20 protein-coding genes, 1 tRNA gene and 1 pseudogene are annotated in these 22943 nt (G+C 70.1%); 14 read left to right on the forward strand and 8 right to left on the reverse strand.

Annotation, left to right across the window (positions count from 1 at the left end):
• Positions 1 to 720 precede the first annotated feature (720 nt).
• From LOK55_RS12895 to LOK55_RS12905, 3 genes are all read left to right on the forward strand, one after another.
• Positions 721 to 1311: a type IV toxin-antitoxin system AbiEi family antitoxin domain-containing protein gene (locus LOK55_RS12895; protein WP_229935684.1), complete on the forward strand. Its 591-nt coding sequence runs from the start codon at positions 721 to 723 to the stop codon at positions 1309 to 1311.
• 94 nt (positions 1312 to 1405) lie between these two features.
• Entirely contained in the window at positions 1406 to 1561 is a 156-nt protein-coding gene (locus LOK55_RS12900) for a nucleotidyl transferase AbiEii/AbiGii toxin family protein (RefSeq protein WP_229935685.1), read from the forward strand.
• On the forward strand, positions 1558 to 2175 hold the full coding sequence (locus LOK55_RS12905) for a nucleotidyl transferase AbiEii/AbiGii toxin family protein (protein ID WP_229935686.1): 618 nt from the start codon (positions 1558 to 1560) through the stop codon (positions 2173 to 2175). The genes LOK55_RS12900 and LOK55_RS12905 overlap by 4 nt, the downstream gene beginning before the upstream one ends.
• Before the next feature lie 45 nt (positions 2176 to 2220).
• Here LOK55_RS12905 and LOK55_RS12910 read toward each other — a convergent pair whose 3' ends face one another.
• A complete protein-coding gene (locus LOK55_RS12910; RefSeq protein WP_229935687.1) occupies positions 2221 to 3633 on the reverse strand; it encodes a plasmid pRiA4b ORF-3 family protein in 1413 nt (470 codons plus the stop codon).
• 452 nt (positions 3634 to 4085) lie between these two features.
• Between LOK55_RS12910 and LOK55_RS14430 the strand changes: the two are divergent.
• Positions 4086 to 4316, forward strand: a pseudogene (locus LOK55_RS14430) (hypothetical protein); the annotation flags it as partial.
• 335 nt (positions 4317 to 4651) lie between these two features.
• Complete coding sequence (locus LOK55_RS12920; RefSeq protein ID WP_229935688.1) at positions 4652 to 5326, forward strand: phosphatase PAP2 family protein; 675 nt, start codon at positions 4652 to 4654, stop codon at positions 5324 to 5326.
• On the opposite strand, the gene LOK55_RS12925 is transcribed toward LOK55_RS12920, so the two are convergent.
• The 3 genes from LOK55_RS12925 to LOK55_RS12935 are packed head-to-tail and all read right to left on the reverse strand — an operon-like array spanning position 5289 to position 8921.
• Entirely contained in the window at positions 5289 to 6488 is a 1200-nt protein-coding gene (locus LOK55_RS12925) for a diacylglycerol kinase family protein (protein ID WP_308066686.1), read from the reverse strand. The two genes, LOK55_RS12920 and LOK55_RS12925, sit on opposite strands and share 38 nt — an antisense overlap.
• Positions 6489 to 6848, reverse strand: a complete 360-nt coding sequence (locus tag LOK55_RS12930) for a hypothetical protein (RefSeq protein WP_229935690.1) — start codon at positions 6846 to 6848, stop codon at positions 6489 to 6491.
• Between the two features lie 12 nt (positions 6849 to 6860).
• On the reverse strand, positions 6861 to 8921 hold the full coding sequence (locus LOK55_RS12935; RefSeq protein ID WP_229935691.1) for a DUF262 domain-containing protein: 2061 nt from the start codon (positions 8919 to 8921) through the stop codon (positions 6861 to 6863).
• 124 nt (positions 8922 to 9045) lie between these two features.
• On the opposite strand from LOK55_RS12935, the gene LOK55_RS12940 reads away from it, so the two are divergent.
• Entirely contained in the window at positions 9046 to 9819 is a 774-nt protein-coding gene (locus tag LOK55_RS12940) for a hypothetical protein (RefSeq protein WP_141380537.1), read from the forward strand.
• Between the two features lie 78 nt (positions 9820 to 9897).
• On the opposite strand, the gene LOK55_RS12945 is transcribed toward LOK55_RS12940, so the two are convergent.
• Positions 9898 to 11949 (reverse strand): hypothetical protein, encoded by a 2052-nt coding sequence (locus tag LOK55_RS12945; protein ID WP_229935692.1) that lies wholly within the window; start codon positions 11947 to 11949, stop codon positions 9898 to 9900.
• Positions 11950 to 12266: 317 nt separating this feature from the next.
• On the opposite strand from LOK55_RS12945, the gene LOK55_RS12950 reads away from it, so the two are divergent.
• From LOK55_RS12950 to LOK55_RS12965, 4 genes are read left to right on the forward strand one after another with little or no spacing between them, the layout of a single operon-like run.
• On the forward strand, positions 12267 to 13049 hold the full coding sequence (locus LOK55_RS12950; protein WP_229935693.1) for a DeoR/GlpR family DNA-binding transcription regulator: 783 nt from the start codon (positions 12267 to 12269) through the stop codon (positions 13047 to 13049).
• Complete coding sequence (locus LOK55_RS12955; RefSeq protein ID WP_229935694.1) at positions 13046 to 13996, forward strand: 1-phosphofructokinase family hexose kinase; 951 nt, start codon at positions 13046 to 13048, stop codon at positions 13994 to 13996. Before LOK55_RS12950 ends, LOK55_RS12955 begins: the two co-directional genes overlap by 4 nt.
• Positions 13997 to 14034: 38 nt before the next feature.
• Positions 14035 to 16104, forward strand: a complete 2070-nt coding sequence (locus tag LOK55_RS12960; RefSeq protein WP_229935695.1) for a fructose-specific PTS transporter subunit EIIC — start codon at positions 14035 to 14037, stop codon at positions 16102 to 16104.
• A 35-nt stretch (positions 16105 to 16139) separates the two neighbouring features.
• Complete coding sequence (locus tag LOK55_RS12965; RefSeq protein WP_141380532.1) at positions 16140 to 16412, forward strand: HPr family phosphocarrier protein; 273 nt, start codon at positions 16140 to 16142, stop codon at positions 16410 to 16412.
• Between the two features lie 75 nt (positions 16413 to 16487).
• Here LOK55_RS12965 and LOK55_RS12970 read toward each other — a convergent pair whose 3' ends face one another.
• A complete protein-coding gene (locus tag LOK55_RS12970) occupies positions 16488 to 17120 on the reverse strand; it encodes an MBL fold metallo-hydrolase (protein WP_229935696.1) in 633 nt (210 codons plus the stop codon).
• A 137-nt stretch (positions 17121 to 17257) separates the two neighbouring features.
• Here LOK55_RS12970 and LOK55_RS12975 point away from each other — a divergent pair.
• Positions 17258 to 17333, forward strand: a tRNA-Glu gene (locus LOK55_RS12975).
• A gap of 266 nt (positions 17334 to 17599) precedes the next feature.
• Here LOK55_RS12975 and LOK55_RS12980 read toward each other — a convergent pair.
• Both LOK55_RS12980 and LOK55_RS12985 read right to left on the reverse strand, forming a co-directional pair.
• Positions 17600 to 18757, reverse strand: coding sequence for a DUF4349 domain-containing protein (locus tag LOK55_RS12980; protein ID WP_229935697.1), 1158 nt, complete (start codon positions 18755 to 18757; stop codon positions 17600 to 17602).
• Positions 18754 to 19338 (reverse strand): RNA polymerase sigma factor, encoded by a 585-nt coding sequence (locus LOK55_RS12985; RefSeq protein WP_196323981.1) that lies wholly within the window; start codon positions 19336 to 19338, stop codon positions 18754 to 18756. The genes LOK55_RS12980 and LOK55_RS12985 overlap by 4 nt, the downstream gene beginning before the upstream one ends.
• A gap of 250 nt (positions 19339 to 19588) precedes the next feature.
• Here LOK55_RS12985 and LOK55_RS12990 point away from each other — a divergent pair, with 250 nt between their 5' ends.
• From LOK55_RS12990 to leuD, 3 genes are all read left to right on the forward strand, one after another.
• Positions 19589 to 20659 carry a TerC family protein gene (locus LOK55_RS12990; protein ID WP_229935698.1) on the forward strand — a complete coding sequence of 357 codons (1071 nt, stop codon included), beginning with the start codon at positions 19589 to 19591 and terminating at the stop codon, positions 20657 to 20659.
• A gap of 189 nt (positions 20660 to 20848) precedes the next feature.
• Complete coding sequence (gene leuC / locus LOK55_RS12995; RefSeq protein ID WP_229935699.1) at positions 20849 to 22294, forward strand: 3-isopropylmalate dehydratase large subunit; 1446 nt, start codon at positions 20849 to 20851, stop codon at positions 22292 to 22294.
• 2 nt (positions 22295 to 22296) lie between these two features.
• On the forward strand, positions 22297 to 22893 hold the full coding sequence (gene leuD / locus LOK55_RS13000) for a 3-isopropylmalate dehydratase small subunit (protein ID WP_229935700.1): 597 nt from the start codon (positions 22297 to 22299) through the stop codon (positions 22891 to 22893).
• Positions 22894 to 22943: the final 50 nt, after the last annotated feature.

Below are 22943 nucleotides of genomic sequence, written 5' to 3' on the forward strand. Positions count from 1 at the left end.
ATCGGTACTTCTCACTGACCATCGCACGATGGCTCACCCACGTCTACGACGCAGACAACCCTGCCGAATCCTCCACCACTCCAGGGGACGTCATCAGCCCGAGGTAGACTCAAGCCCATGAGATCCCTGACATTACGGGGAACTCTACCGATTCGGGGCTTAGCTCGGACGGGCCAGGTGGCTCTCAGTTGTTCTTGGTTCGAGTCCAGGTACCCCAGCAACACAGATAGCCCCGGAAATCCGCGTCAGAACGGATCACCGGGGCTCTTGCTTTGGTGGTCCGGGATCAGGCGATCCCCTCCGAAACCCCTCCGACAAGAACGTGGCTGGCGGGGACTGGCTGGCAGAAGTAGGCCTGTGTCAGACGCGATAGACGGCCTCTTCGATCCGAGCCGCAACGAACCGCCGCCAGCCGTGGATCTGGACACCTGGATCGTGTAGTCCTGCTGCCTTCGATGTAAACAGCATGCGTGCTGTCCTTCTGGACGGTGTGGTCCCTTACATCGCCCCGCAAGCTGTCGAGGGGCTGAAGTTCTCCGTTGCCCTGCCGGCGGACCTGGCTCGCGCGACGCTCGCCGAACGATTCGTCGATGAGGAGCATGCGGCTGGTCTTGCGGCTGCGACTATTGTGATGCGTGCAGATGCAGTGCAGGAAGAGCGTGCGGCCCGAGATGGATAAAAAACGCACATAGTTGAGCGGCCTGTGCGAGCATTGTATCCATGAAGGAGCTGGACGAATCGCTCCCGTCGACGTTCACGACGGAGACGTCGCGGGCGCACGGTGTGCATCCGCGAGATCTGTATGCCTGGCGAGATGGCGGGCAGGTCATCGAACTCTCGCGCGGGGTCTTCCGTCGAGCAGACGCGCCCCCGGCGTCGTGCCCCGACATGATCGCAGTGGCGCACCGCGCTCCTCGCGCGATCGTGTGCTGTATCTCGGCGGCAGCGATCCATGACCTGACGGACGAGATGCCGGCGTTGGTGCAGATCGCGGTTCCCAAGCGGTCGCATACGCCGGTAATCACCTATCCTCCGGTGATGGTGTTCCGCTTCGACGAGGCCTCTTTCGAACTGGGGCTGACGTCGTTCGAGGCGGGGCCGGGAGAGCCAGTGCGCATCTACGACGCGGCGAGGACGGTGGTGGATCTCATGAGATTTCGGAGACGCCTTGGTGAGCCGATTGCGCATGCCGCGCTTCACCGATATCTGGCAGCACCGAACTCGAAACCGGCACTACTGCTGGACTACGCGCAGGCGCTGGGGACGTTCGGGCCGATGCGTGCTGCGCTCGATGTTGCGAGTGCCCGATGAGTCGCCCCACGCGAGAGAGCGCCGCAGGGCGCGCATACCTCGACCTGCAAAACCAGGCTCGTCGCCAAAAGCGTGGCACGCAGGAGCTGTCCCGATGTACATCGTCGAGCGATGGCTGTCGCGGATGTCGCGCTCACCGTACGCCGAGGACTTCATCCTGAAGGGTGGGATGTTGCTGGCTTCGTTCGGCACCCGCCGTCCCACGGTCGACGCCGACGCCCTCGCGCGCAACATGGCCTCCGACGAGTGATCCGCGACGATGCCCTGTATTGCGGCGTGCGGGTGACGATGACGGCACGGCTCGCGACAGCGCAGGTCAAGCTGCGGCTCGACATCAACTTCGGTGATCCCGTCACTCCGGCCCCGCGAACAGTTGAGCTGCCGTCGCTGCGGCCGGACGCTCCGCCGATCCGCATCCTGGGCTACCCGATCGAGACGGTACTCGCAGAGAAACTCGTCACCGCGATCGAACTGGGACGAGCGAACACGCGCGTGCGTGACTTCGCTGACATCCATCTCCTGACCGGCACACAGGCTCTCCAGTGCGGGGAACTGCGCGACGCGCTCACGGCGACCGCAACTTTCCGCGGGACCACGTTGATTCCGTTAGCGCAGGCCACCGAGGGGCTCGCAGTGCTCCGAGACTCAACCTATGTCGCTTACCGGAAGGGGCTCGGCGAGGCGGGCGCAAGTCTGCCGGAGATGTTCTCTGACACCGTCGCCGCGGCTGCCGACTTCGTCGATCCGCCGCTGGTCGGGCTTGACGCCAAGGCATTGTGGAGCCCCGTCGAACGGAATTGGAACACGGCATCCGGCGCACCGTCTGAGTCGACCGAATCGGCTACAGGTAGGGCGGAACTGTGACGGTTTCTGCCGGACCTCGCGGCATCTGATCTGGTGACCAGACGGTCAAGCCCGTATGACGGCCCGGGCGACGGCTGCGACAGCCGTGTTCACGCCCTTGGGTCGCCGGTTCACGCGCATCGCCCCGGTGAGCAGGTTGAGTGCGTCGAGCGTGGGGCTGTCGGGGGACGGGGCGCGGTAGGGGTCTTCGCGGTCGCGCCAACCGAGTTCGAACAAGAGTTCACTGATGCGTGACTCCCAGAGTTCAGCGGGTGTCTCATTCGCGGCGACGACGAGCGCCATCCATCCGGCGTGTCGCTCGGCGGGGGTCGTTCCGAGTGGGAGCCGGCCGGTGATGTGGCGCAGGATCGCCTGCGGATCGCCCCGCCGTGCCGCGATTGCCCGAGTCGGAGCGATGCGCCCTTTGCGCACCGACACCAGCCCGAGCGCTCGCGCGGTGGCGCGGAGTTCCCAGACGGGCCAGGTGAGGTCTTCGCGGTTGGCCTTGCCGATCCACCATTCGGTGATGCCGGTGCGGTGTGCGATCTGCTCGACGGCAGCGGGCTTCAGATACCCGGCGTCGGTGAGCGCCGCGCCGTCCCCGACGATGTCGAGGAGCGCTCGGAACGGCTCGGTGAGATCGGCCGCATCGTCTGCGCTGACATCGGTCGCACCGGAAGCGGACGGATGCGCGAGCGCGTCGCGCAGGCCGCGTGCGCCGCGGTTGCGTGCCAGCTCGAGCAGCGACCCGAATTCCTCGACAACCGGGATCGGCTCCGCGGTGACGGAGGCGATGAACTCGTTCGTCTCATCGATGTCGAACACGTCGGGATGCCAGCCGTCGGGCAGCCACGCGCGTCCTTCCGCCGTGCTGTCGAACACCTCGGGGCGGAGGGCGTCGTCGTAGTCGCTGCGCACCCAGTCGGCGAGCTCGGCGTACCCCCAGACGCCGCCGCAGTCCTCCGGCGGGCAGGCGAGCTTCCCGCCGACGCACACCGGAGCCGGAGGAGGGGCGTCGAGCACCTTCTCGACGCGCAGGAGGTGCTTCCAGTCATCCCCGAAGTCGTAGTCGTACCAGAGCCGATCACCCTCGCCGGCGATGACCTGGTCGAGGCGCACATCGTCTTCGAGCATCCCCTCGTCGCCCTCGTCGAGGTCGAACTGGGTGAGGAACTCGGGAGCGTTGCGGTCATTGCTCGTGCGGAAGCGGTGCAGGTGGCTGTCGGTCCATCCCATCGCCGCTTGGATCACCTCGTGCAGCCGCGGGAGGAGGATGTCGCCGGGAACCTCGATGCGTCGCCACACAGGCGGCTTCGTGCGCTGCAGGTCGATACGGATACAGAAGCCCCGCACCGTAGCGGGGATGGGGAGGAGCTGCGGCTCGGGACGACGCCAGAGATCGTCCAGATGATCGGCGTCGGGCCTCAGCGAGGCGATAAACTTCTGAAGATCCGGTGCCTCGAACTTCTCGGATGCCATCTTCCTTCTTCCGACTCGGGTACATCACTTCGGGATGCGCCATCGCGATCAATTCTCGCGGAGCACGTCGGTGTTCGCCCAACTGCTGGTCAGGGAAGTGCCTGGGGGCGGCGCGTGCACCGCGCCCCACCAGGAGGGAGTCGGCAGATCGAATGAAGTCGATCCTGTTCTCCCGGAGGTGAGCATATGAAGCGCAAGGACGTCACTCGCGAGGCGCTTCATCGTGCCGCTATGCGTTCCACGCGGGCGTCGGCAGCGTTGGAGAAAAGGTCGGTGCCGGTCGGTGTCACTCGCTCTGAACGGGTCGAGCGCTTTAAGCAGACGCCCTCACCCCACAGGCTCGTGAGATCTTCGGCAATGAGCCGAAGAAGATCGACCTTTACGAGGCCGAGCAGGCGATCAACGATGAGGTCAGCATCGCGTTGCTCGATGACATCGCCGACGGGCGACTCGTGCTCGCCGATATCCTCACGGACGCGTTCCTCCGTGACCTGCATCAGAAGCTCTACGGAGACTTGTGGACGTGGGCAGGTCGGTACCGAACGCGTGATCTCAATATCGGCGTCGATCCCGAGCGCATCGCCGTCGAGCTCCGCGGGTCGCTCGATAACATCCGGTACCGGTGGGAGCACACCGACGACTGGACAGCACGGGAGCTCGGCATCGTCGTGCACGCCGAGATCGTTCGAATCCACGGCTTCGTCGACGGGAACGGGCGAACGACGCGTCTGCTCGCTGACTTGGTGTTCCCCGCTGTGCAAGACTCGGAGGCGATCGCAGCGACGTACGACTGGGAGATCGACAAGCGCCAGTACATCGCCTTGCTGCGTCAGTACGACCTCACCAGAAAATTACGGGGAACTCCACCAATTCGGGGCTTTGCTCGGACGGGCCAGGCGGCTCTCAGTTGTTCTTGGTTCGAGTCCAGGTACCCCAGCAGTTTCGAAACCCCCGGTTCGCCGGGGGTTTTCGCGTTGTGCCGCGCCGCGGCTGGTAGACCTGAGGCATCAGCTCCCCCATGCCCCGCGTCGGCCGCGCCGATGTCGTGGTGGGCGTCGTCGCGGCGGCGCTCTTCTGCCTCGTCGCGGTGGCCGTCGTCACCGGCTGGCCGCCGCTCGCCGAGATCGATCGCGCGGGCGCGGCCTGGGGGGAGCGCAACGGCGGGGCGCAGTCGTGGTGGGTGCCGGTGTGGACCACCGTCTCGGCCGTGTTCGGGCCGCTCGCGTTCCGCATCGCGGCGGTCGTCGCGCTGGTGTGGATGCTCGTGCGCCGGCGTCGCGGAGCGTCGCGCGCCGAGGCGTCCACGCTCTTCTTCGCGTCGGCGACGGTGCTCCTCGGCGGCATCGTGCCGGTCGCTGTGAAGGTGGTCGTCGACCGCCCACGGCCCGAGGCCGCGCTCGTCGACGCCCTGCACTCGTCGTTCCCCCCAGCCCACGCCTTCGGCATCACCACGGCGGCGCTCGTCGTGATGGTGGCGCTCGTCGGCCGCGTGTCCGTCGCCGCGTGGAGGGCGACGGGCGGCGTCGCGGGCGCGCTCGTCGTGCTCGTGTGCGTCGCGCGCGTCGCGCTGGCCGCGCACTACGTCAGCGACGTGACGGCGGGGGTGTGCCTCGCGGTCGTCTGGGTGCTCGTCGCCCGGCTGCTGTGGCAGCGGCTCAGCGCTTCTTCCGCCGCGCCGGCGCGATCACGGTGAGCGCACGGGGGAGCACCCGGGCGTCGAGCCGGTCGATCTGCTCGCCGAGCTCGCCGTCGCGCGCGATGCGATACGGCCCGTCAGGCGGCTCGAGGTGGTACTCGGCGTCGGAGAACTGCTGGTAGCGCTTGTTGCGCGCCACGCGCCCGGTGAAGAGGTCGAGCACCACCCGGGCGCGCGAAGCCAGCCGCGTCACCCCGAGCACCCGCAGGTCGAGGCGGCTGTCGTCGAGCGCCGCGCGGTGCACGGGCGCGAAGCCGCGCGGTTCGTAACGGCCGTTGCCGATGAACAGCAGGCTGAACTTCGCGTCGACCGTGTCGCCGTCGAGGTCTTCCACGCGCACGCGCACGGCCTTGCCGCGCCCGAGGGTGCGCGCAGCCGCGACGACCGCGGCGAGCGGCTTGCCGATGCGGTGCTCGTACTTCTCGCGGATCGCGACGAAGTCGGTGTAGGCCCCGATCGAGGCGGTGTTGACGAAGATCGTGCCGTTCACCTCGCCGAGATCGACCTTGGCGTAGGTGCCCGCGTGGATCGCGTCGATCGCTGCCGACAGCGGGAACATGCCGAGATCCTTCGCGAAGTGGTTGAACGTGCCGGCGGGGAAGACGGCGAGCGGGATGCCGTTGTGCATCGCCGCGGCGGCCGCCTGCTGCACCGTGCCGTCGCCGCCGGCCACCGCGAGCACCTCGCACGAGGCCGCCGTGTCGCGGGTCACCTGCCCGTAGTCCTCGCCGTCGTTGCCCAGCTCGACGATCCGCATGCGCGGGAACGCCCGCCGCACCTCGGGGAGGATCTTCCCCGCGCGCCCCGACCCCGACTTGGGATTGATGACGAGCGCGATGCCCTCGCCGTCGGGGTTCGCCTTCCCCGCGTGCACCGCGAGGTCGTCCTGCATGGGGTCGATGCGCTCGACGGGCACGACCTTCGTCGTGAGCCAGGCGATCGTCTCACCCAGGGCTAAGCCGGCGAGCACATCGGACGGGTAGTGCGCCCCCGTCGCGACGCGCGAGAAGCCGACGAGGCCCGCGAGCATCCGCAGCGGCACGGACAGCGCCGGCCATTCCGCGGCCGCGCCCGCCGCGAACGCCATGGCGCTCGCGGAATGTCCGCTCGGGAAAGACGTCGATTGCGGAATGCGATGCGCGAGCCGCTGTGCGGGCACCTAGGTGATCGAGGGGCGCGGCCTGCGGTGCAGACGCTTGGATACCTGGTTGGCGATGAGGCTCGTCACCGCGATCGAGACGAGACCGCGCGCCGCGCCTCGGCGTGCCCGCGGGCGGCCGGTCAGCGTCATCAGGCCGGCGATCACGATCCACAGCGAGGAGCGGTCGGCGGCGCGGGTGAGGCGCGGCATCGTGGCATCCAGCAGCGGGCTCTTCGTGTTCGCGATCGCGTCGAAGGTCGCGACATCGAGGGCGTCGATCTGGTGACGGACGCTCCGCCAGCGACGCGTGTTGCCAGCATCTGTCGTGTTCGTGCGCTTGCGCGTCTGCTTCCCCTGCGTCTTCCGCTCCCGCGTCATCTCGCCTCCCGCTCAGGCCATCGCGTCACCGATGTAGCTGTACTTCAGAAACACCTCGCTCGCCCATCCGGCCTCTTCGAGCACTCCCTGCACAGCAGAGAGCATGTACTTGGCGTCCCACCCCATGTAGAGATAGCGCGGATCGTCGCCGCCGGCGATCTGATCCCACTGACCGTTCCATGCCATCGCGGAATACACGGGCCCGCCGCGACGGGCGCTGAAATCGATGACCGCCTGGCGGGACTCGGGGGACTCCGCCCAGAGGCGCTGGAAGATGCGGTTGAAGAGGTACCGGATGTCGGCGACCTCCCAGTGCTCGCCGCGGAACTCGACGTAGTCGAACTCGCGCTGCCAGCCGCGCGGCCACCCGCGTCGGAGGCGCGCGTCGAGGACCGGCGTGAGGTTGTCGTCGTCGATGCTGACCACGGCCGGCCGCGCCCACACCCGCAGAAACGCCTCGGTGAGCCGTGCGGTGCGCGCGGCGATCTCCGCCGTCGACCACGCGGGGCTCTCGGCGATGGCCGCAGTGAGCGAGATGTCGCTCGCGGCATATACGCGGCGTTTGTCGGGGAAGGAGGTGTCGAACGCGCGATCGGCGAGCGGCTCCTCGAGGAGAGTCAGGTTGCCGAGCGTCTGCGACAGCGCGCGGAAGCTGTTCTGCTCGTCGGCCTCGAGGTCGGCCCAGCGGCGGTCGCCGTCGGGCGACCAGTCGTCGGACGGCGCGACCGGAACGACGTGATCGACATCGAACCCCGCCGGGTCTGTGAGGCCGGCGAGGCGGCCGAGCACGTAGCGGGGGTGCGGGAGATTGCCGTACTTGAGGCCCACGCGGGTGCGCTCGTCGGACGGCGTGATGCGCGCGATCGCGTGCACGAGGTCGTCGCGGCCGCGCTCGGCGGCGCGGCAGAGCCGGGCGACCAGGCGATCCGTGGAGATCCCGACGATCGCGCGCCGCAGCAGCAGCGACTGCACCTGCTCGAGGGAGAGGATCAGCTCGTCTCGGTCGAGCAGCCCGTGCACGTGGTCGCCGTAGAGGCGGAGGAGCAGAGGCGCGACGCCGCGACCGAAGGTGCCGAGGTACGCGAACTGCTGCCCGATCTCGGGGTCGGGAGTGTGCGCCGGGTCGAGCAGCAGCCCGTAGATCTCCGCGTATTCGCGCCACTGCGCGGCGTGACCGCGCAGCGCCTCGACGCCGAGCCGCGGGAACTCGTGGCGGAACGCGTCGTAGACCGCTCGGCCGCCCGACGCATCGACTTCGCGTCCGGTGAGCATGACCAGATAGTGCCGCCAGAACGCGCCGATCTGCTCGCCGGTCGCCTCTTCGATCGGCAGCCAGTACTCGTTCTCGATCTCGCTCTGCTGCTCATGGGTCAGCCCCATCAGCACGTAGTTGTGGATGAGCTCGTGGTCGCGCAGCGGCTCACCGGTGGAGTTCAGGCTCTCGAACGTCTGCTGCGCGTTGGCCTCGGGGCCGAGCGTGATCGAGACGTGCTCGAGCTTCTGCAGCCCTCGCCAGATGCTCGGCGCCTCGCCGGGGCGGATCTGACTGCGGAAGAACGCGTAGTTGTCGTCGAAGCGCGACTCGCGGGCCTGCTCGCCCGGTGCGCGGCGGTCGTGCACGACGCTGTCGAAGACATCGGCCCATGCGCGGTGGGGACGGAGCTTGGTGCGCGAGGGGTCGTCGTCGCGCACCAGCACACGGGAGAGCTCGGCGGCGAGCGCGGGGTCTTCGTCGCGCAGCGAATGCTGGAGCGCGGCGACCAGCAGCATGAGCGTCGTCAGGCGCTGCTGGCCGTCGATCAGGACGAGGTGCGCACCCGACTCGGTGTCATCCGACGCCGCGGTGGAGAGGATCGATCCGATGAAGTGGGTGTCCGTGGCATCCGCCGCCGACACCGCGCGCACATCGCTCAGCAGCTGCTCGCAGCCGCCGATGTCCCACCGGTACTGCCGCTGATACACCGGCACAACGATCGTCGTCTCCGGTGCCTGGAGCCACCCGATCGTGTTCACGGCGGTCGCCTGGACGTGGGCGGCGGTCGCATCGGCGGGGACGGGGGTCACTGTGCTCATCGTCAGAAAAACGCTCCTCGAAAACCTCGGTCGAGTCTAATCGCGTCCATCAGACCGCTCTGTGGGCTTGCCTAAGTCGGCGTGTAAAAACTTCGCTCGTCCGACAGAAAGGGCATGATCCGTCATGGCATACATCAAGAGCGCCGCTCTGGAAGAGACCGGGTACGTCGTCCTCGACCCCTACGGCAAGGAGATCGACCCGAAGGAGTGGCTCGACGTCGAATACGTCGACTGGAAGTCCTCCGGCGACACCCGCTTCGCCCCGCTGGCCTCGGCCAAGGGTGAGATCGAATGCAACGGCTTCTGGAACCACAAGCCGCCGCGCACCGACAAGGACGGTGTGTGGATCGACTCGCAGACCGCGATCGCACCGACCCTCACCGAGCGCGCGCTCGAGCCGGGTGCCAACGTCGGCCGCTGCCGCATCATCGAGCTGCAGCCGAACACCTACGCCGACTGCCTGTACAACCTGCACCAGGATGACAACAACCGCCTGAACCCGGACGGCACCGGCTGGGTCGTGCGCGGCTTCTTCAACCTCACCGACGACAAGACCAGCTACTTCGTGCTGCGCGAGAACCGCACCGACCCGAGCGAGGAGACCCGCATCGCCCTGCCGGCCGGCGCGCAGCTGATCGTCGACACGCAGCGCCTGTGGCACGCCGCGGCGCACTACGGCGACGAGCCGCGCTACTGCCTCATCACCTCGTGGGAGTCGGGCCCCGAGCTCGACGCCTACATCGCCAAGTACAACGGCGTGAACAAGGTCGAGAGCTACCCCGTCGACCAGGAGACGCTCGACGCCGGCCAGATCGAGCAGGAGCGTCGCATCGCGGCCCGCGCCGCCGCGCTCGCCGCCCGCGGTCAGCAGGACGTCAACGTCATGAGCGAGGCCTGAACCTCGCCGCGACCCGCGACAGCCGAGAAGGCCCCCGCCAGTGGCGGGGGCCTTCTTGCGCACAGCGGGCAGGGCGGGTCAGGCCGCCGTGTAGTCGCGGACCCGGTTGCGGTGCGAGATGCGGTGCGCCGCCCACAGGGAGCCGGCGATGAGACCGGCGATCAGCGCGCCGAAGATCCACGGCATGACCGTCGGCGTGAGGCCGGACGTCTTGGCCTTCATCTCGGCCGTGCCTCCCGCGATCAGCGAGTTGCCGTCGGCGATCTGCGTCGCGCCGTCGGCCACCTTGCCCGAACCCTCCGACACCTTGACGGTGCCTGCGGAGAGGTCCCCGGTGCCGGTCTCGAGAGCCTTCACGCCGGTCGCCAGGCGGCCCGCGCCCGCCGAGAGCGTTTGCGTACCGTCGGCGAGTGACGTCGCTCCCGCGGAGAGGTTGTCCGCACCGACGGCGAGATTCTGCGCGCCCGAGCTGAGTCCCAGCGCACCCGTGGCGAGAGACTGCGTCCCGTTCGCGAGGGTTCCTGCGCCGGCCGAGAGGTCGGTGGCTCCGGATGCGAGGGTGGTGGCCCCAGCATCCAGCCGCTGGACACCCGCGGACAGTTCGCCCGACTTCGCGGCGAGCGTCGCCGCACCGTCGGTGAGGCCGCCCGCCTTCGATTTCAGCGTCGAGAGTCCGGCGGCGAGGTCGCCCGCGCCCGTGTCAAGGGTCGCGAGTCCACTCACCAGATCGCCCGACCTGGCCGAGGCCGTCGCGAGTCCGTTCGACAGGGCACCCGACGTGGTCGCGATGGTCCCCGCCCCGGCGGCGAGCTCGCCCGACTTGGCGACGAGGGTATCAAGGCCCGCCGAGAGGGATGCCGATCCATCCTTCAGCGAGCTGGCGCCGCGGGCCACGCTGGCGGCTCCGGTCTCGAGGTCGGCGGCACCCGCAGCCACGCGGCCCGCGCCCTCCTGAAGCTGCGCCGCGCCCCGGCTGAGCGCGCCGGAGCCGTCGCTCACCGCCTGTGCGCCGGTCGCCAGGTCGCTCGCACCTGCGACGAGGCCGTCGGCGCCGAGCTGGAGATCGCTTGCTGCCTGAGCGAGCGCGCGCAGGTGGCCGATGGTGGCCGGATCGGCCGATGCGGCTTGGAGGTTGTCGGCGACCTGGGTGAGGCTCTGCTGCAGGGATGCGGCGCCACCGGCGAGCCGTCCGGCCCCTGCCTGAAGGCTCGTGACGCCGTCGGCGACCTGGGCGGTCCCGGTTGCGAGGTTCGCGGCGGCCGCGGCGAGATTCGTCGCACCCGTCGAGGCGGATCGGGCTCCCGCCGCAAACGTGTGCGTGCCTGCGGCCAGACTCGCGGCTCCGTCGTTCAGCGCAGATGCCCCCGCCGCGACGTTCGTGCCACCTGCCGCTGCGGCGCCGATGCCGGCAGACAGCGCCGACGCGCCGCCGGAGATCTGACCGAGCCCGGCGTTCAGCGCGCCGGCGCCGGCGGACAGCGCCCCGATGCCTTCAGCCAGCTGCCCCGCACCGGCACGCGCGTTGTCGGAGCCGCCGTCGAGGCGAGCCGCGCCCGCCTCGAGCCGGTCGATTCCCGCCTTGGCCTCGTTCGCACCGGCGGAGAGGCGCTGCGCCCCGTCGGCGAGCTGCGCCGCCCCGGGGGCCGCCTGCGAGGTGCCTGCCTTGAGCTGCTGGGCACCGCTGTCGAGGCGCTGCACCCCCGCGACGAGGCGGGTCGCCCCGGCGGCGGCGGACGCCGCACCATCGCTCACCTTCGCCGCGCCCTCGGACGCCGATGCGGCACCCTCGGCGAGCGTTCCAGCTCCTGTCGAGAGCGCCTGTGCGCCGGCGGCGGCACTCGTCGCCCCGGCGGACAGAGACGTCGCACCCGCCGCGGCGTCGGCGGCTCCGGCGTCGAGCTTCTTCGCCCCGGCGGCGAGCGCGTCGGCGCCGCCGGCGAGGGTGGTGGCGCCGGCGGCGAGCGACTCCGAGCCGGTCGCCGCCTTTCCGGCGCCGTCGTCGAGCCGGGCGGCGCCGGCGGACAGAGTCGCGGCGGTGAGGAGGTACAGGCAGGTCATCGCGGCCAGCAGCAGGCTGAGGACGATGACGGTGACACGCATGCCCCAGCGATGGGTATGGGTACTCGACATTGAGGACTCCGTTGTCTCGCGCCTGCGTCATCGCAGGCGTGGTGATGGGTTCGGCGGTGTCGCGTGCACGGTCGTGTCGTGGCCGCGGCACCGGGAGAGCGAGATGACGCTCACAGCCCGAACCCGCCTCCGTGGGAGCAACGGAATCCTCTGCAAGGTGGAACCAAGTCTCACGACTCGTGACGCCCGGTGTCTTGTAGAGATTCCACAAGATTCCCGGCATCCATCGATCGAACCCTCCACATCGCGCTCTTCTGCGAATGCTTGTGTATGTCCGTGTTTGTGTTGTACTGTGTGAGCGTCTCAAGGAGGAACTCGTGTACGCGACGGAGCGGCAGCAGCTGATCGAACACCTCGTCACCGCAGAAGGCCGAGTGGCGGTGGTCGACCTCGCCCGCCGCTTCCGCGTGACCACCGAGACCGTGCGGCGCGACCTCGACCAGCTCGAATCGACCGGCGTCGTGCGTCGGGTGCACGGGGGAGCGGTGCCGCGCACGCGGGCCAGCACCGCCGAACCCTCGCTCGCCGAGCGCAGCGCGCAGAGCAGCGAGGCCAAGCTCGCGATCGCACGGCGCGCGCTCGATGCGGTGCCCGCGGACTTCGACGGATCGGTCTACCTCGACGCCGGCACGACGGCGGCGGCGATCGCGCACCTCCTCGCCCAACGCCCGGCGGGGCTCCGCGCCCTCGAGGTCGTCACCCACTCGATGACCGTCGCGCACCTCCTCGCCGGCGCTCCGGGGCTCAGCCTCACCGCCATCGGCGGGCGCGTGCGCGGACTCACCGCCGCCGCGGTGGGCGCGCAGACGGTCGATACGATCTCGCGGCTGCGTCCCGACATCGCCTTCGTCGGCACGAACGGCCTCTCGGCCGGGTTCGGGCTCAGCACGCCCGATCCCGACGAGGCCGCCGTCAAACGGGCCATCATCGGCGCCGCGCGCCGCACGTTCGTCGTCGCCGACGCCGCGAAGCACGACGCCGAACTGCTCGTCTCGTTCGCCGCGCTCGGCCAGGTCGACGTGCTCGTCAGCGACGTGGCGCCGGAGGGTGCGCTCGCCGACGCGCTCGACGAGGCGGATGCCGAGGTGTGGGTCGCATGATCGTCACCCTGACCGCGAACCCGTCGCTCGATCGCACGGTGTCCCTCTCCGCGCCGCTGCGCGCGGGCGAGGTGCAGAACGCCGACGCCGTGCGCGAGGATGCCGGGGGGAAGGGCATCAACGTCACCCGCGTGCTCCGCGGTTCGGGCGCGGCGAGCACCGCCGTGCTGCCGCTCGACCCGTCAGACCCCTTCGGTGCCGTGCTGCGCGCGGCGGATGTCCCGTTCACCCCCGTCGCGGTCCACGGCGCCACCCGCGCCAACCTCACCCTCGCCGACGCGGACGGCGTGACCACGAAGATCAACCTGCCGGGCGTCACGCGCACATCCGCCGACGGCGACGCGCTCATCGACGCCGTCGTCGCGGCGGCCGCCGGAGCCCGATGGCTGGTGCTCGCCGGCTCGCTGCCGCCGGGGCTCCCCGACACGTTCTACGTCGACGTCATCGACGCGGTGCGCGGCGCCGGGTTCGATGCCGGCGTCGGCCCGCGCATCGCCGTCGACACGTCGGGCCCCGCGCTCCGCGAGGTCGTCCGCAGTGGCGCTCCCGACCTCATCAAACCCAACGACGAAGAACTCGCCGAGCTCGCCGGGGTGAGCCTCGACAGCGGTCTCGCGCTCCCCGAAGCTGTGGCCGCGGTCGCCGCGGGTCTCGTTCCCGCGCGCGTCGGCGCCGCCTTCGTCACCCTCGGCGGCGACGGCGCGGTGCTCGTCACCGCCGACGGCGCCTGGCACGGCACTCCGCCGCCGACCCGCGTGCGCAGCACCGTCGGCGCGGGCGACAGCTCGCTCGCCGGATTCCTGCTCGCCGAGTCGGCCGGCGCCGGCCCGGAGGAATGCCTGCGCAGTGGCATCCGCTACGGCTCCGCCGCCGCCGCCCTCCCGGGGACGCAGGCCCCCACCCCCGACGATCTTCTCCCCGGCGATGTGCCGGTGAGACGCCTCTGACCATCCCGCCCACCGAGACAAGACCACCGGAGGTCACCGTGTCCGAGATCATCACGCCGGCGCTCGTCAGCCTTGACGAGCCGCTCGGCACCGACAAACGAGCCGTCATCGACGCGCTCGCCGCCCGCGTGGCCGCGACCGGTCGCGCGAGCGACGGTGCGGCGCTCGCGGCGGATGTCTGGAAGCGCGAGCAGACCGACGAGACCGGCCTGCCGGGCGGCATCGCCATCCCGCACGCCAAGAGCCCGGCCGTCCGCGAGGCGACGCTCGCCTTCGCCCGCCTCACGCCGGGCGTCGACTTCGGCGCGCCGGACGGCCCGGCGGATCTCGTCTTCCTGATCGCCGCGCCCGACACGGCGGCCGAGGAGCACCTCGCCGTGCTCTCGCGGCTGGCCCGTGCCTTCATGCGCGACGACTTCACCGCCGGACTGCGCGCCGCGACCTCACCCGACGACGTGGTCGCCCTCGTGCAGGCCGCCGTCAGCGACGAGCCGACCGCGGCGGCCGCTGCGGCCGGCGCCGCCGCGCCCGGCGCTGCGGCGGCCGACGGGGCTCCGGCCGTGGCGACGAACCTCGTCGTCGACGGTCGCCCCGCGCGCATCGTCGCCGTCACCGCCTGCGCGACCGGCATCGCTCACACCTTCATGGCTGCGGACGCGCTCACCGCGGCGGGCCAGAAGGCCGGTGTCGACCTCGTCGTCGAGCCGCAGGGTTCGTCGGGTTACAAGGCGCTGCCGCAGTCGGTCATCGACGACGCCGACGCCGTGATCTTCGCGGTCGACGTCGACGTGCGCGACCAGCAGCGCTTCGCCGGCAAGCCCGTCGTGCGCGTGCCCGTCAAGAAGGGCATCGAACAGCCCGCCGAGCTCATCGACGAGGCCGTCGCCTCGGTCGGCAACCCGCTCGCGCCGCGTGTCAGCGGCAACGCCGACACCGCGGCCGCGGCCCGCGCCGAAGGCGGCAGCGGCGGAGGGGTGGGCAGCGCGGTCAAGCGGTCGCTGCTCACCGGCGTCAGCTACATGATCCCGTTCGTCGCCGGTGGCGGTCTGCTGATCGCGCTCGGGTTCCTCCTGGGCGGCTACGAGATCGCGTTCAACGCCGACGACGTCCTCGGGTCGGCGACGCTCTGGAACCTCGGCGACACCTCGCTGATCGTCTACCTGGGCGCCGTGCTGTTCAAGATCGGCTCCCTCTCGTTCGGCTTCCTCGTGCCCGCGCTCGCCGGATACATCGCGTACGGCCTCGCCGACCGCCCCGGCATCGCGCCGGGCTTCGTCGCGGGCGCCGTGGCATCCTTCATGGGCGCCGGCTTCCTCGGCGGCATCGTCGGCGGTCTGCTCGCCGGTCTCGCCGCCTGGTGGCTGAACAGCCTCGACGTGCCGCGGTGGCTGCGCGGCCTGATGCCCGTCGTGATCATCCCGCTCCTCGGCTCGATCTTCGCCTCCGGACTGCTGCTGATGGTGCTCGGCGGACCGATCGCGTGGCTCACCCAGGCGCTCAACGACTGGCTGTCCGGCCTCACCGGCGCCGGGGTCATCATCCTCGGCATCATCCTCGGCCTCATGATGTGCTTCGACCTCGGCGGTCCCGTCAACAAGGTCGCCTACGCCTTCGCCACCGGCAACCTCGCCGCGGGCATCGCCGGCGACGAGCGCTACCTGCAGATCATGGCCGCCGTCATGGGCGCGGGCATGGTTCCGCCGCTCGCGATGGCCCTGGCATCCACCGTCATCGACCGCAAGCTCTTCACCGAGCCGGAGCGCGAGAACGGCAAGGCCGCCTGGCTGCTCGGTGCCGCGTTCATCTCCGAAGGGGCGATCCCGTTCGCGGCCGCCGACGTCTTCCGCGTCATCCCGGCGATGATGGTCGGCGGCGCGGTCACCGGTGCCCTGTCGATGGCGTTCGCCGTCACCAGCAAGGCGCCCCACGGCGGCGTCTTCGTGTTCTTCGCGATCGACAACTTCTGGCTGTGGCTGGTCGCCATCGCCGCCGGCACCGTCGTCGCCGCGTTCGCCGTCGTCGGCCTGAAGCGCTTCGCACACCGGCGCCCCGTGGAGCCGGTTTCGTCCGGCGCAGAAGGTGTTCCCTCGGCGGTCGCCACCGCATAGTCTCGAACACGACACTCTCGACTCAGGAGGATTCCATGGCAGAACGTCAGGCCACCGTCGCCAGCAGCTCGGGGCTGCACGCCCGCCCCGCGAAACTGTTCGTGCAGGCGGTGCAGCAGACCGGCGTGCCGGTCACCATCGCGGTCGAAGGCGGCCCCGACCTCAACGCGGGCAGCATCCTCACCCTGATGGGGCTCGGCGCCACGCAGGGCACCGTCGTGACGCTGAAGGCGGAGGGCGACGGCGCCGATGAGGCGCTCGATAGCCTCGTCACCTTCCTCGAGACCGACCACGACGCCGAAGGCTGAGTCGACATATCCGCGGATGCCACGCATTCCCGTCACGGGAGTGCGTGGCATCCGTCATTCGCGCGAGGCGCGCGGCTACATCTCGACGGAGTCGCCCGGGTCGAGGGCCACGAACTCGCCGCCGTGCTGCTCGGTCGCCCACTTCAGCCGCGCGCGGTGCATGTCGAGGCCGATGCGCGACAGGGTCATGTCGTGCGTGGCGAAGGAGCGGTGGGGCTTCGCGGCGAGCACGAAGTCCATCGCGTCGCCGATCTTCAGCCACGGCGCGCCGACGGGCGCCGCGAGCAGCCGGATGTCGGCGTGCTTCGGGAGCGTGTACGAGTCGCCGGGGTAGTAGAACGAGTCGTTGACGAGCACGCCCACGTTGTCGACGACGGGGATCGACTCGTGGATGACGGCGTGCCGGCCACCGTGGAAGCTCATCGTGAAGGGACCTGCGGTGACCGTGTCGCCCGGCTCGACGACGATGACGTCGGCTCCGGCGGCGGCGACGCCCGCGGGCGCGTAGACCGGGACATCGGGGGAGTGGCGGCGCAGGTGCGCCAGGTGCTCGGGGGTCCAATGGTCGGGATGCTCGTGGGTGAGCACGACGGCGGTCAGCCCGTGCAGGTCTTCGAGCGGCAACGTGTATCCGCCCGGATCGATGATCAGCAGACGGTCTTCGAGCTCGAGTCGCAGGCAGGCGTGTTCATGCTTCGTGATGCGCATGGCCTCAGTCAACGCCTCGCCGCCCCGACCGGCAAGCGCGCCGCGACGCGCGCCGGCTCGATTTGGCGAGGCCGTCGCCGGCATGGCATAATCGAACGGTTGCCTGATCGGCGGAAGTCATCGAGCAACGCACGTGCGGCCCCATCGTATAGCGGCCTAGTACGCCGCCCTCTCACGGCGGTAACGCGGGTTCGAATCCCGCTGGGGTCACCACACGGCAAACGCCCGGTCCGAATCGGATCGGGCGTTTCGCGTTTCTCGCCGCGGGACCGCCCCCGCTCCCAACGCCCGCGGGTGCCGTTCACAACGTCGGAGATCCGGTGCCCGACGGCCGTTCCGGGCGTCGGGGAGGCCGCGGACGACGAAATCTCCGACGTTGTGAACCGCGAGGGTGCGGCACGGGCGCGTCCGGGAGCTGGGGATGGGGCTGGCGACGCGGTGAGAGCCGGCGGCAGGTGGCGGGCGCGAGCGGGAGCGGGTCAGAGCTCGTCGGTGGAGACGTCGGCGGGGGAGGCGGCCGCGCGGGCGGCGCGGCGGCGGCGCACGCCGCGGCGGATCGCCCAGCAGGCGACCACGACGACGGCGATCACGGCCACCCAGGGGAGCAGGAACCCCACCCCGACGATCAGGCCGCCGAGGGCGGCGACCAGTCCGTTCCACCCGGCGGCGAGCCCGTCGCCGAAGCCCGCCGGGTCGGCGGTCGCGGCCGGTGCCGGCTCGGTGAGCGTCACCGTCAGGGTCGACATGCCGACCTGCGAATCGAGCCACGTGAGCTGCTGGCGCAGCGACTCGAGCTCCGACTGACGGTCGGCGAGCGCCGACTCGGCGGCGATCAGGTCGGCCGTCGAGGTCGCCTGCGCCATGAGATCGGTGAGACGGGCGACGGATGCCTCGAGAGAGGCGACCCGTGCGCGCAGGTCGACGGCTTCGGTCGTCACGTCGCGACGATCCACCTGCGAGCCCGTCACCTCGCCGATCTCCGAGAGCCCCGCCAGAGCGGCGGGGAGCTTGTCGGCGGGCACCCGCACCGTAATCCAGGCCCCGCCCGGACGCGGATCGATCATCACGCCGTCCGGAACCGCGCCGCCGCCCGTGCCGCTCGCATCGCCGCCGAGGCTCAACGACTCGACGTATCCGCCGGCGGAGGTCGCCGCCGCAGTGAGGGCGTCGGCCGCGGCGCGCGCGTCGTCGACCCGCACCGTCGCGCTCGCCGTCGCGACGATCTCGCGCGCCGCCGCGTCCGTGCCGCCGGCCACCGCCGCATCCGAACCGGATGCCGCCACCCCGCCGAGCGCCGAGTCGCCGGCCGACTCTCGGGAATCGGCGGCACCGCCGGGCAGCGAGAACGGCTCGGCGGCCGAGCCGCCCTCCACCGTGACCGGCTGCTGCGCGGTCGAGATCGAGCCGCCCGCGCCCACCCCGAGCTGCGGCGCGATGGCGGCGGCGACCGCCACGAAGGCGGCAGCGGCCGTCGCACCCATCCAGATGCGGCCGCCGCGCACGGCCCGCGCGCGGCCCCGGCGCGCCGCGGCGAGGTCGTCGCCGCGTGCCGCGCCGATCCGTGCGAACAGCGCCGCCTCGATCTCGTCGACTCTCTGGTCGGTGAGCTCGGGCAGTGTGATGTCGTCGTCGTTCATGTCCCCTCCGGTTCGATAGTGCTGCGCAGCTGGGTGCGGATGCGGGAGAGGCGGTTGCGGACGGCTCCGTGCGAGACGCCGAGCTGCTCGGCGGCGGCCTGATAGGCGTACCCCTCGGCGGCGCACAGGCGGAAGATCTGCTGATCCAGCGCGCTCAGCGTGCCCACCTCGGCGATGACCCGCTCGACGAGAACCGCATCGACGACCTGCTTCTCGACGTCGACCGTCGCCGGCAGCGTCTCATCGAGGCCCGCCGCGGTGTGCTCGCGGTCACGCTGCTGCCGGCGGATGCGGTTCGCGCACTGGAACCGGCAGATCGTCACGAGCCACGGCAGAAGCGACTGCCCGGCCAGCTCCAGACCGGGCAGCTTCCGCCACGCGGCGAGGAAGGTCTCCTGCGTCACGTCCTCGGCATCCACCTGCGTGCCCACGAGCGAGTGCGCGAGCCAGTACACCGGGCGCACGTACGCGCGATACAGCGCGCGGAACGCCGCGTCGTCGCCCGCGCCCGCCGCCGCGACCAGCGCGGCGTCGGACCCTGCGGAGTGCCCCGTCGGGGGCCAGGCCGTGGTGTGGGTCATGGTCTCCTCGTTCTGCTCCCACCCTGTCAGTGTCCGGAGGGCCGAAGGCGTCTCGAATCGATATCGATCGCGGCCCCGATCCGGTCTCGGATGCCTCTGTGCACCTGTATCCTTGGGCGAGCGAGAGGGAGTATCCCGCCTCGCGTGTCCGTCAGTACGGGCTCCGTCGTCGGGGCTCCGGGCACGCGCCGCGCCGGTCCGGCACGGGGGAGAGACTTTCGGCGTTTCGTCACCCCTCCGAAAGGTCCGCATGGAGCTTCCCGTCTGGTTCGAAGTCGGCTCGTTGATCGTCCTCGTCCTCATCCTCATCGGCGACCTGCTGCTGATCCTCAAGCGGCCGCACATCCCGTCGACCAAGGAGTCGACCCTGTGGGTCGTCTTCTACGTGACGCTCGCGCTCATCTTCGCCGGGCTCATGTGGTACTTCGCCGGCGGCGAGTACGCGGGCCAGTTCATCGCCGGTTGGCTCACCGAGTACAGCCTGTCGATCGACAACCTGTTCGTGTTCGTGCTGATCATGAACCAGTTCGCGGTGCCCCGTCGCTACCAGCAGGAAGTGCTGATGGTGGGCATCATCATCGCGCTCGTGCTCCGCGGCATCTTCATTCTGCTGGGCGCCACCATCATCGAGAACTTCCTGCCGATCTTCTACGTCTTCGGCGCGTTCCTCTGCTGGACCGCCTGGCGTCAGGCGTTCCCGGGCGCCGACCACGAGGACGAGATCAAGAAGGAGAGCTTCATCATCCGGATGCTCCGCCGCCGGGTGGACATCAGCGACCACTACGACGGGGCGAAGACCCGCACGACGGTCGCCGGACGGCGCATGTTCACGCCGATGATCATCGTGTTCGTCGCGATCGGCATGACCGATCTGCTGTTCGCGCTCGACTCGATCCCGGCGATCTTCGGCATCACGACGAACCCGTTCATCGTCTTCACCGCCAACATCTTCGCCCTCATGGGTCTGCGTCAGCTCTACTTCCTGCTCGGGGGCCTCCTCGACCGCCTCAAGTACCTGCACTACGGGATCGCGTTCATCCTCGCGTTCATCGGCGTGAAGCTGATCTTCCACGCGATGCACGAGAACGAGCTGCCCTTCATCAACGGCGGTCAGCACATCACCTGGGTGCCCGACATCTCCACCTGGATGTCTCTCGGCGTCATCATCACGTCGATGGTCGTCGCGACCGTCGCGAGCCTCATCGCCTCGTCCCGCGAGCGCCGCGCGGCCCCGGTCGGTGCCGCCGCCGCGTCGCCGGTCGAGGCGGCCGAAGAGGTCGCCGAGCACAAGGGGACGCCCCCGACCGTCGACGGTCCCTGAGTCTCCGGGGCGTCCGGCCGGGGCGGCAGGAGGGGCGTCCGGCCGGGGCACGGCCGGCCCGGTGGTATCCTGACGCCGTGCGGATCGCTCGCCTTCTCCTTAGCGGCCGCGACGAGATCTCGTTCTGAGCCCTCACTCGTCGCGGAGTTCGGCGCGGGCACAACCTCACTCCTGGAGAACGAGACAGACATGAGCACACCGATTCCCGATCGCCCGCGGACCCTCGCCGAGAAGGTCTGGGACGACCATCTCGTCGTCAAGGGTGAGAACGGCGAGCCCGACCTCATCTACATCGACCTGCACCTCGTGCACGAGGTCACGAGCCCGCAGGCCTTTGACGGCCTGCGCGGCGAGGGGCGGGGCCTGCGCCGCCTCGATCTGACGATCGCGACCGAAGACCACAACACCCCGACCCTCGAGATCGACAAGCCGATCGCCGACCTGACCAGTCGCACCCAGATCGACACGCTGCGCCGGAACGCCGAAGAGTTCGGCGTGCGTCTGCACTCGCTCGGCGACAAAGAACAGGGCATCGTGCACGTCGTGGGGCCGCAGCTGGGGCTGACGATGCCCGGCATCACCGTCGTCTGCGGCGACTCGCACACCTCGACGCACGGCGCGTTCGGCGCGATGGCCTTCGGTATCGGCACGAGCGAGGTCGAGCACGTGATGGCGACCCAGACGCTGCCGCTGAAGCCCTTCAAGACGATGGCGATCACGGTCGAGGGCGAGCTGCGCCCGGGCGTCACGGCGAAGGACATCATCCTCGCGATCATCGCGAAGATCGGCGCGAACGGCGGCCAGGGCTACGTGCTCGAGTTCCGCGGCAGCGCGATCCGCTCGCTCTCGATGGAGGGCCGGATGACGATGTGCAACATGTCCATCGAGGCCGGCGCCCGCGCGGGCATGATCGCCCCCGACGAGACGACGTTCGACTACGTCAAGGGCCGCCCGCACGCCCCGACCGGGCAGGACTGGGACGACGCGGTCGCCTACTGGCGCACCCTCCCCTCCGACGAGGGCGCCGTCTACGACGCCGAAGTCTTCTTGGATGCCACGGAGCTCGAACCGTTCGTCACGTGGGGCACGAACCCCGGGCAGGGCGTGTCGCTCTCCGACGTCGTGCCCGACCCGGCCTCGTTCACCGACCCGAACGAGCGCGCCGCCGCCGAGCGCGCGCTCGAGTACATGGACCTCGCCGCCGGCACACCCCTGAAGGACGTCGAGGTGGATGCCGTGTTCATGGGCTCGTGCACGAACAGTCGCATCGAAGACCTGCGCGCCTTCGCCTCGGTCATCGAGGGGCGTCAGAAGGCCGAGCACGTGCGCGTCATGGTCGTGCCCGGGTCGGCGCGCGTGCGGCTGGAGGCCGAGGCCGAGGGTCTCGACAAGGTCTTCACCGAGTTCGGCGCCGAGTGGCGTTTCGCGGGCTGCTCGATGTGCCTCGGCATGAACCCCGATCAGCTGGCGCCGGGGGAGCGGTGTGCCTCGACGAGCAACCGCAACTTCGAGGGTCGGCAGGGCAAGGGCGGCCGCACGCACCTCGTCTCGCCGCTCGTGGCGGCCGCGACCGCCGTGCTCGGCCGGCTCGCGAGCCCGAGCGATCTGCCCGCGTTCGAGAAGGCGGAGGCCTGATCATGGAGAAGTTCACGACCCACACGGGTGTCGCCGCCCCGCTCACGCGTTCGGCGGTCGACACCGACCAGATCATCCCGGCGGTGTACCTCAAGCGCGTCACCAAGACGGGGTTCGAAGACGCGCTGTTCGCGAACTGGCGGCAAGACCCCGCGTTCGTGCTCAACCAGCCGGCGTATGCCGGGGCATCCATTCTCGTCGCGGGCCCCGACTTCGGCACCGGCTCGAGCCGTGAGCACGCCGTCTGGGCGTTGCGCGACTACGGCTTCCGGGTGGTGCTGAGCCCCAAGTTCGCCGACATCTTCCGCGGCAACGCGGGCAAGCAGGGCCTCGTCACGGGCGTCGTCACCGAGGCCGACATCGAGGCGATCTGGGCGGCCCTCGCTGCGAATCCCGGCGCCGAGATGACCGTCGACCTCGAGGCCAGAACGGCCCGACTGGGCGATCTCAGCGTCTCGTTCGACATCGACGATTACACTAGGTGGCGGCTCCTCGAAGGGCTCGACGACATCGGGCTCACCCTGCGCAACGAAGAGAAGATCGCGCAGTTCGAGGCGCGCCGAGAGGCGTGGCGGCCGCGGACGCTCCCCGTCCGCTAGCCCGAGCCCGGCGCCCCGCACCCGGGGAGAGCAGGCCCGCCCTCGAATCA

This window comes from Microbacterium sp. F2E, from assembly GCF_020905435.1.
GTDB classification, from domain to species: Bacteria; Actinomycetota; Actinomycetes; order Actinomycetales; family Microbacteriaceae; genus Microbacterium; species Microbacterium lacticum.

Coding starts and splice junctions, on each gene's coding strand:
- LOK55_RS12895 (WP_229935684.1), top strand. CDS start 721: ATGAAGGAGCTGGACGAATCGCTCCCGTCGACGTTCACGACGGAGACG.
- LOK55_RS12900 (WP_229935685.1), top strand. CDS start 1,406: ATGTACATCGTCGAGCGATGGCTGTCGCGGATGTCGCGCTCACCGTAC.
- LOK55_RS12910 (WP_229935687.1), bottom strand. CDS start 3,633: ATGGCATCCGAGAAGTTCGAGGCACCGGATCTTCAGAAGTTTATCGCC.
- LOK55_RS12920 (WP_229935688.1), top strand. CDS start 4,652: ATGCCCCGCGTCGGCCGCGCCGATGTCGTGGTGGGCGTCGTCGCGGCG.
- LOK55_RS12930 (WP_229935690.1), bottom strand. CDS start 6,848: ATGACGCGGGAGCGGAAGACGCAGGGGAAGCAGACGCGCAAGCGCACG.
- LOK55_RS12935 (WP_229935691.1), bottom strand. CDS start 8,921: ATGAGCACAGTGACCCCCGTCCCCGCCGATGCGACCGCCGCCCACGTC.
- LOK55_RS12940 (WP_141380537.1), top strand. CDS start 9,046: ATGGCATACATCAAGAGCGCCGCTCTGGAAGAGACCGGGTACGTCGTC.
- LOK55_RS12945 (WP_229935692.1), bottom strand. CDS start 11,949: ATGTCGAGTACCCATACCCATCGCTGGGGCATGCGTGTCACCGTCATC.
- LOK55_RS12955 (WP_229935694.1), top strand. CDS start 13,046: ATGATCGTCACCCTGACCGCGAACCCGTCGCTCGATCGCACGGTGTCC.
- LOK55_RS12965 (WP_141380532.1), top strand. CDS start 16,140: ATGGCAGAACGTCAGGCCACCGTCGCCAGCAGCTCGGGGCTGCACGCC.
- LOK55_RS12970 (WP_229935696.1), bottom strand. CDS start 17,120: ATGCGCATCACGAAGCATGAACACGCCTGCCTGCGACTCGAGCTCGAA.
- LOK55_RS12980 (WP_229935697.1), bottom strand. CDS start 18,757: ATGAACGACGACGACATCACACTGCCCGAGCTCACCGACCAGAGAGTC.
- LOK55_RS12985 (WP_196323981.1), bottom strand. CDS start 19,338: ATGACCCACACCACGGCCTGGCCCCCGACGGGGCACTCCGCAGGGTCC.
- LOK55_RS12990 (WP_229935698.1), top strand. CDS start 19,589: ATGGAGCTTCCCGTCTGGTTCGAAGTCGGCTCGTTGATCGTCCTCGTC.
- leuC (WP_229935699.1), top strand. CDS start 20,849: ATGAGCACACCGATTCCCGATCGCCCGCGGACCCTCGCCGAGAAGGTC.
- leuD (WP_229935700.1), top strand. CDS start 22,297: ATGGAGAAGTTCACGACCCACACGGGTGTCGCCGCCCCGCTCACGCGT.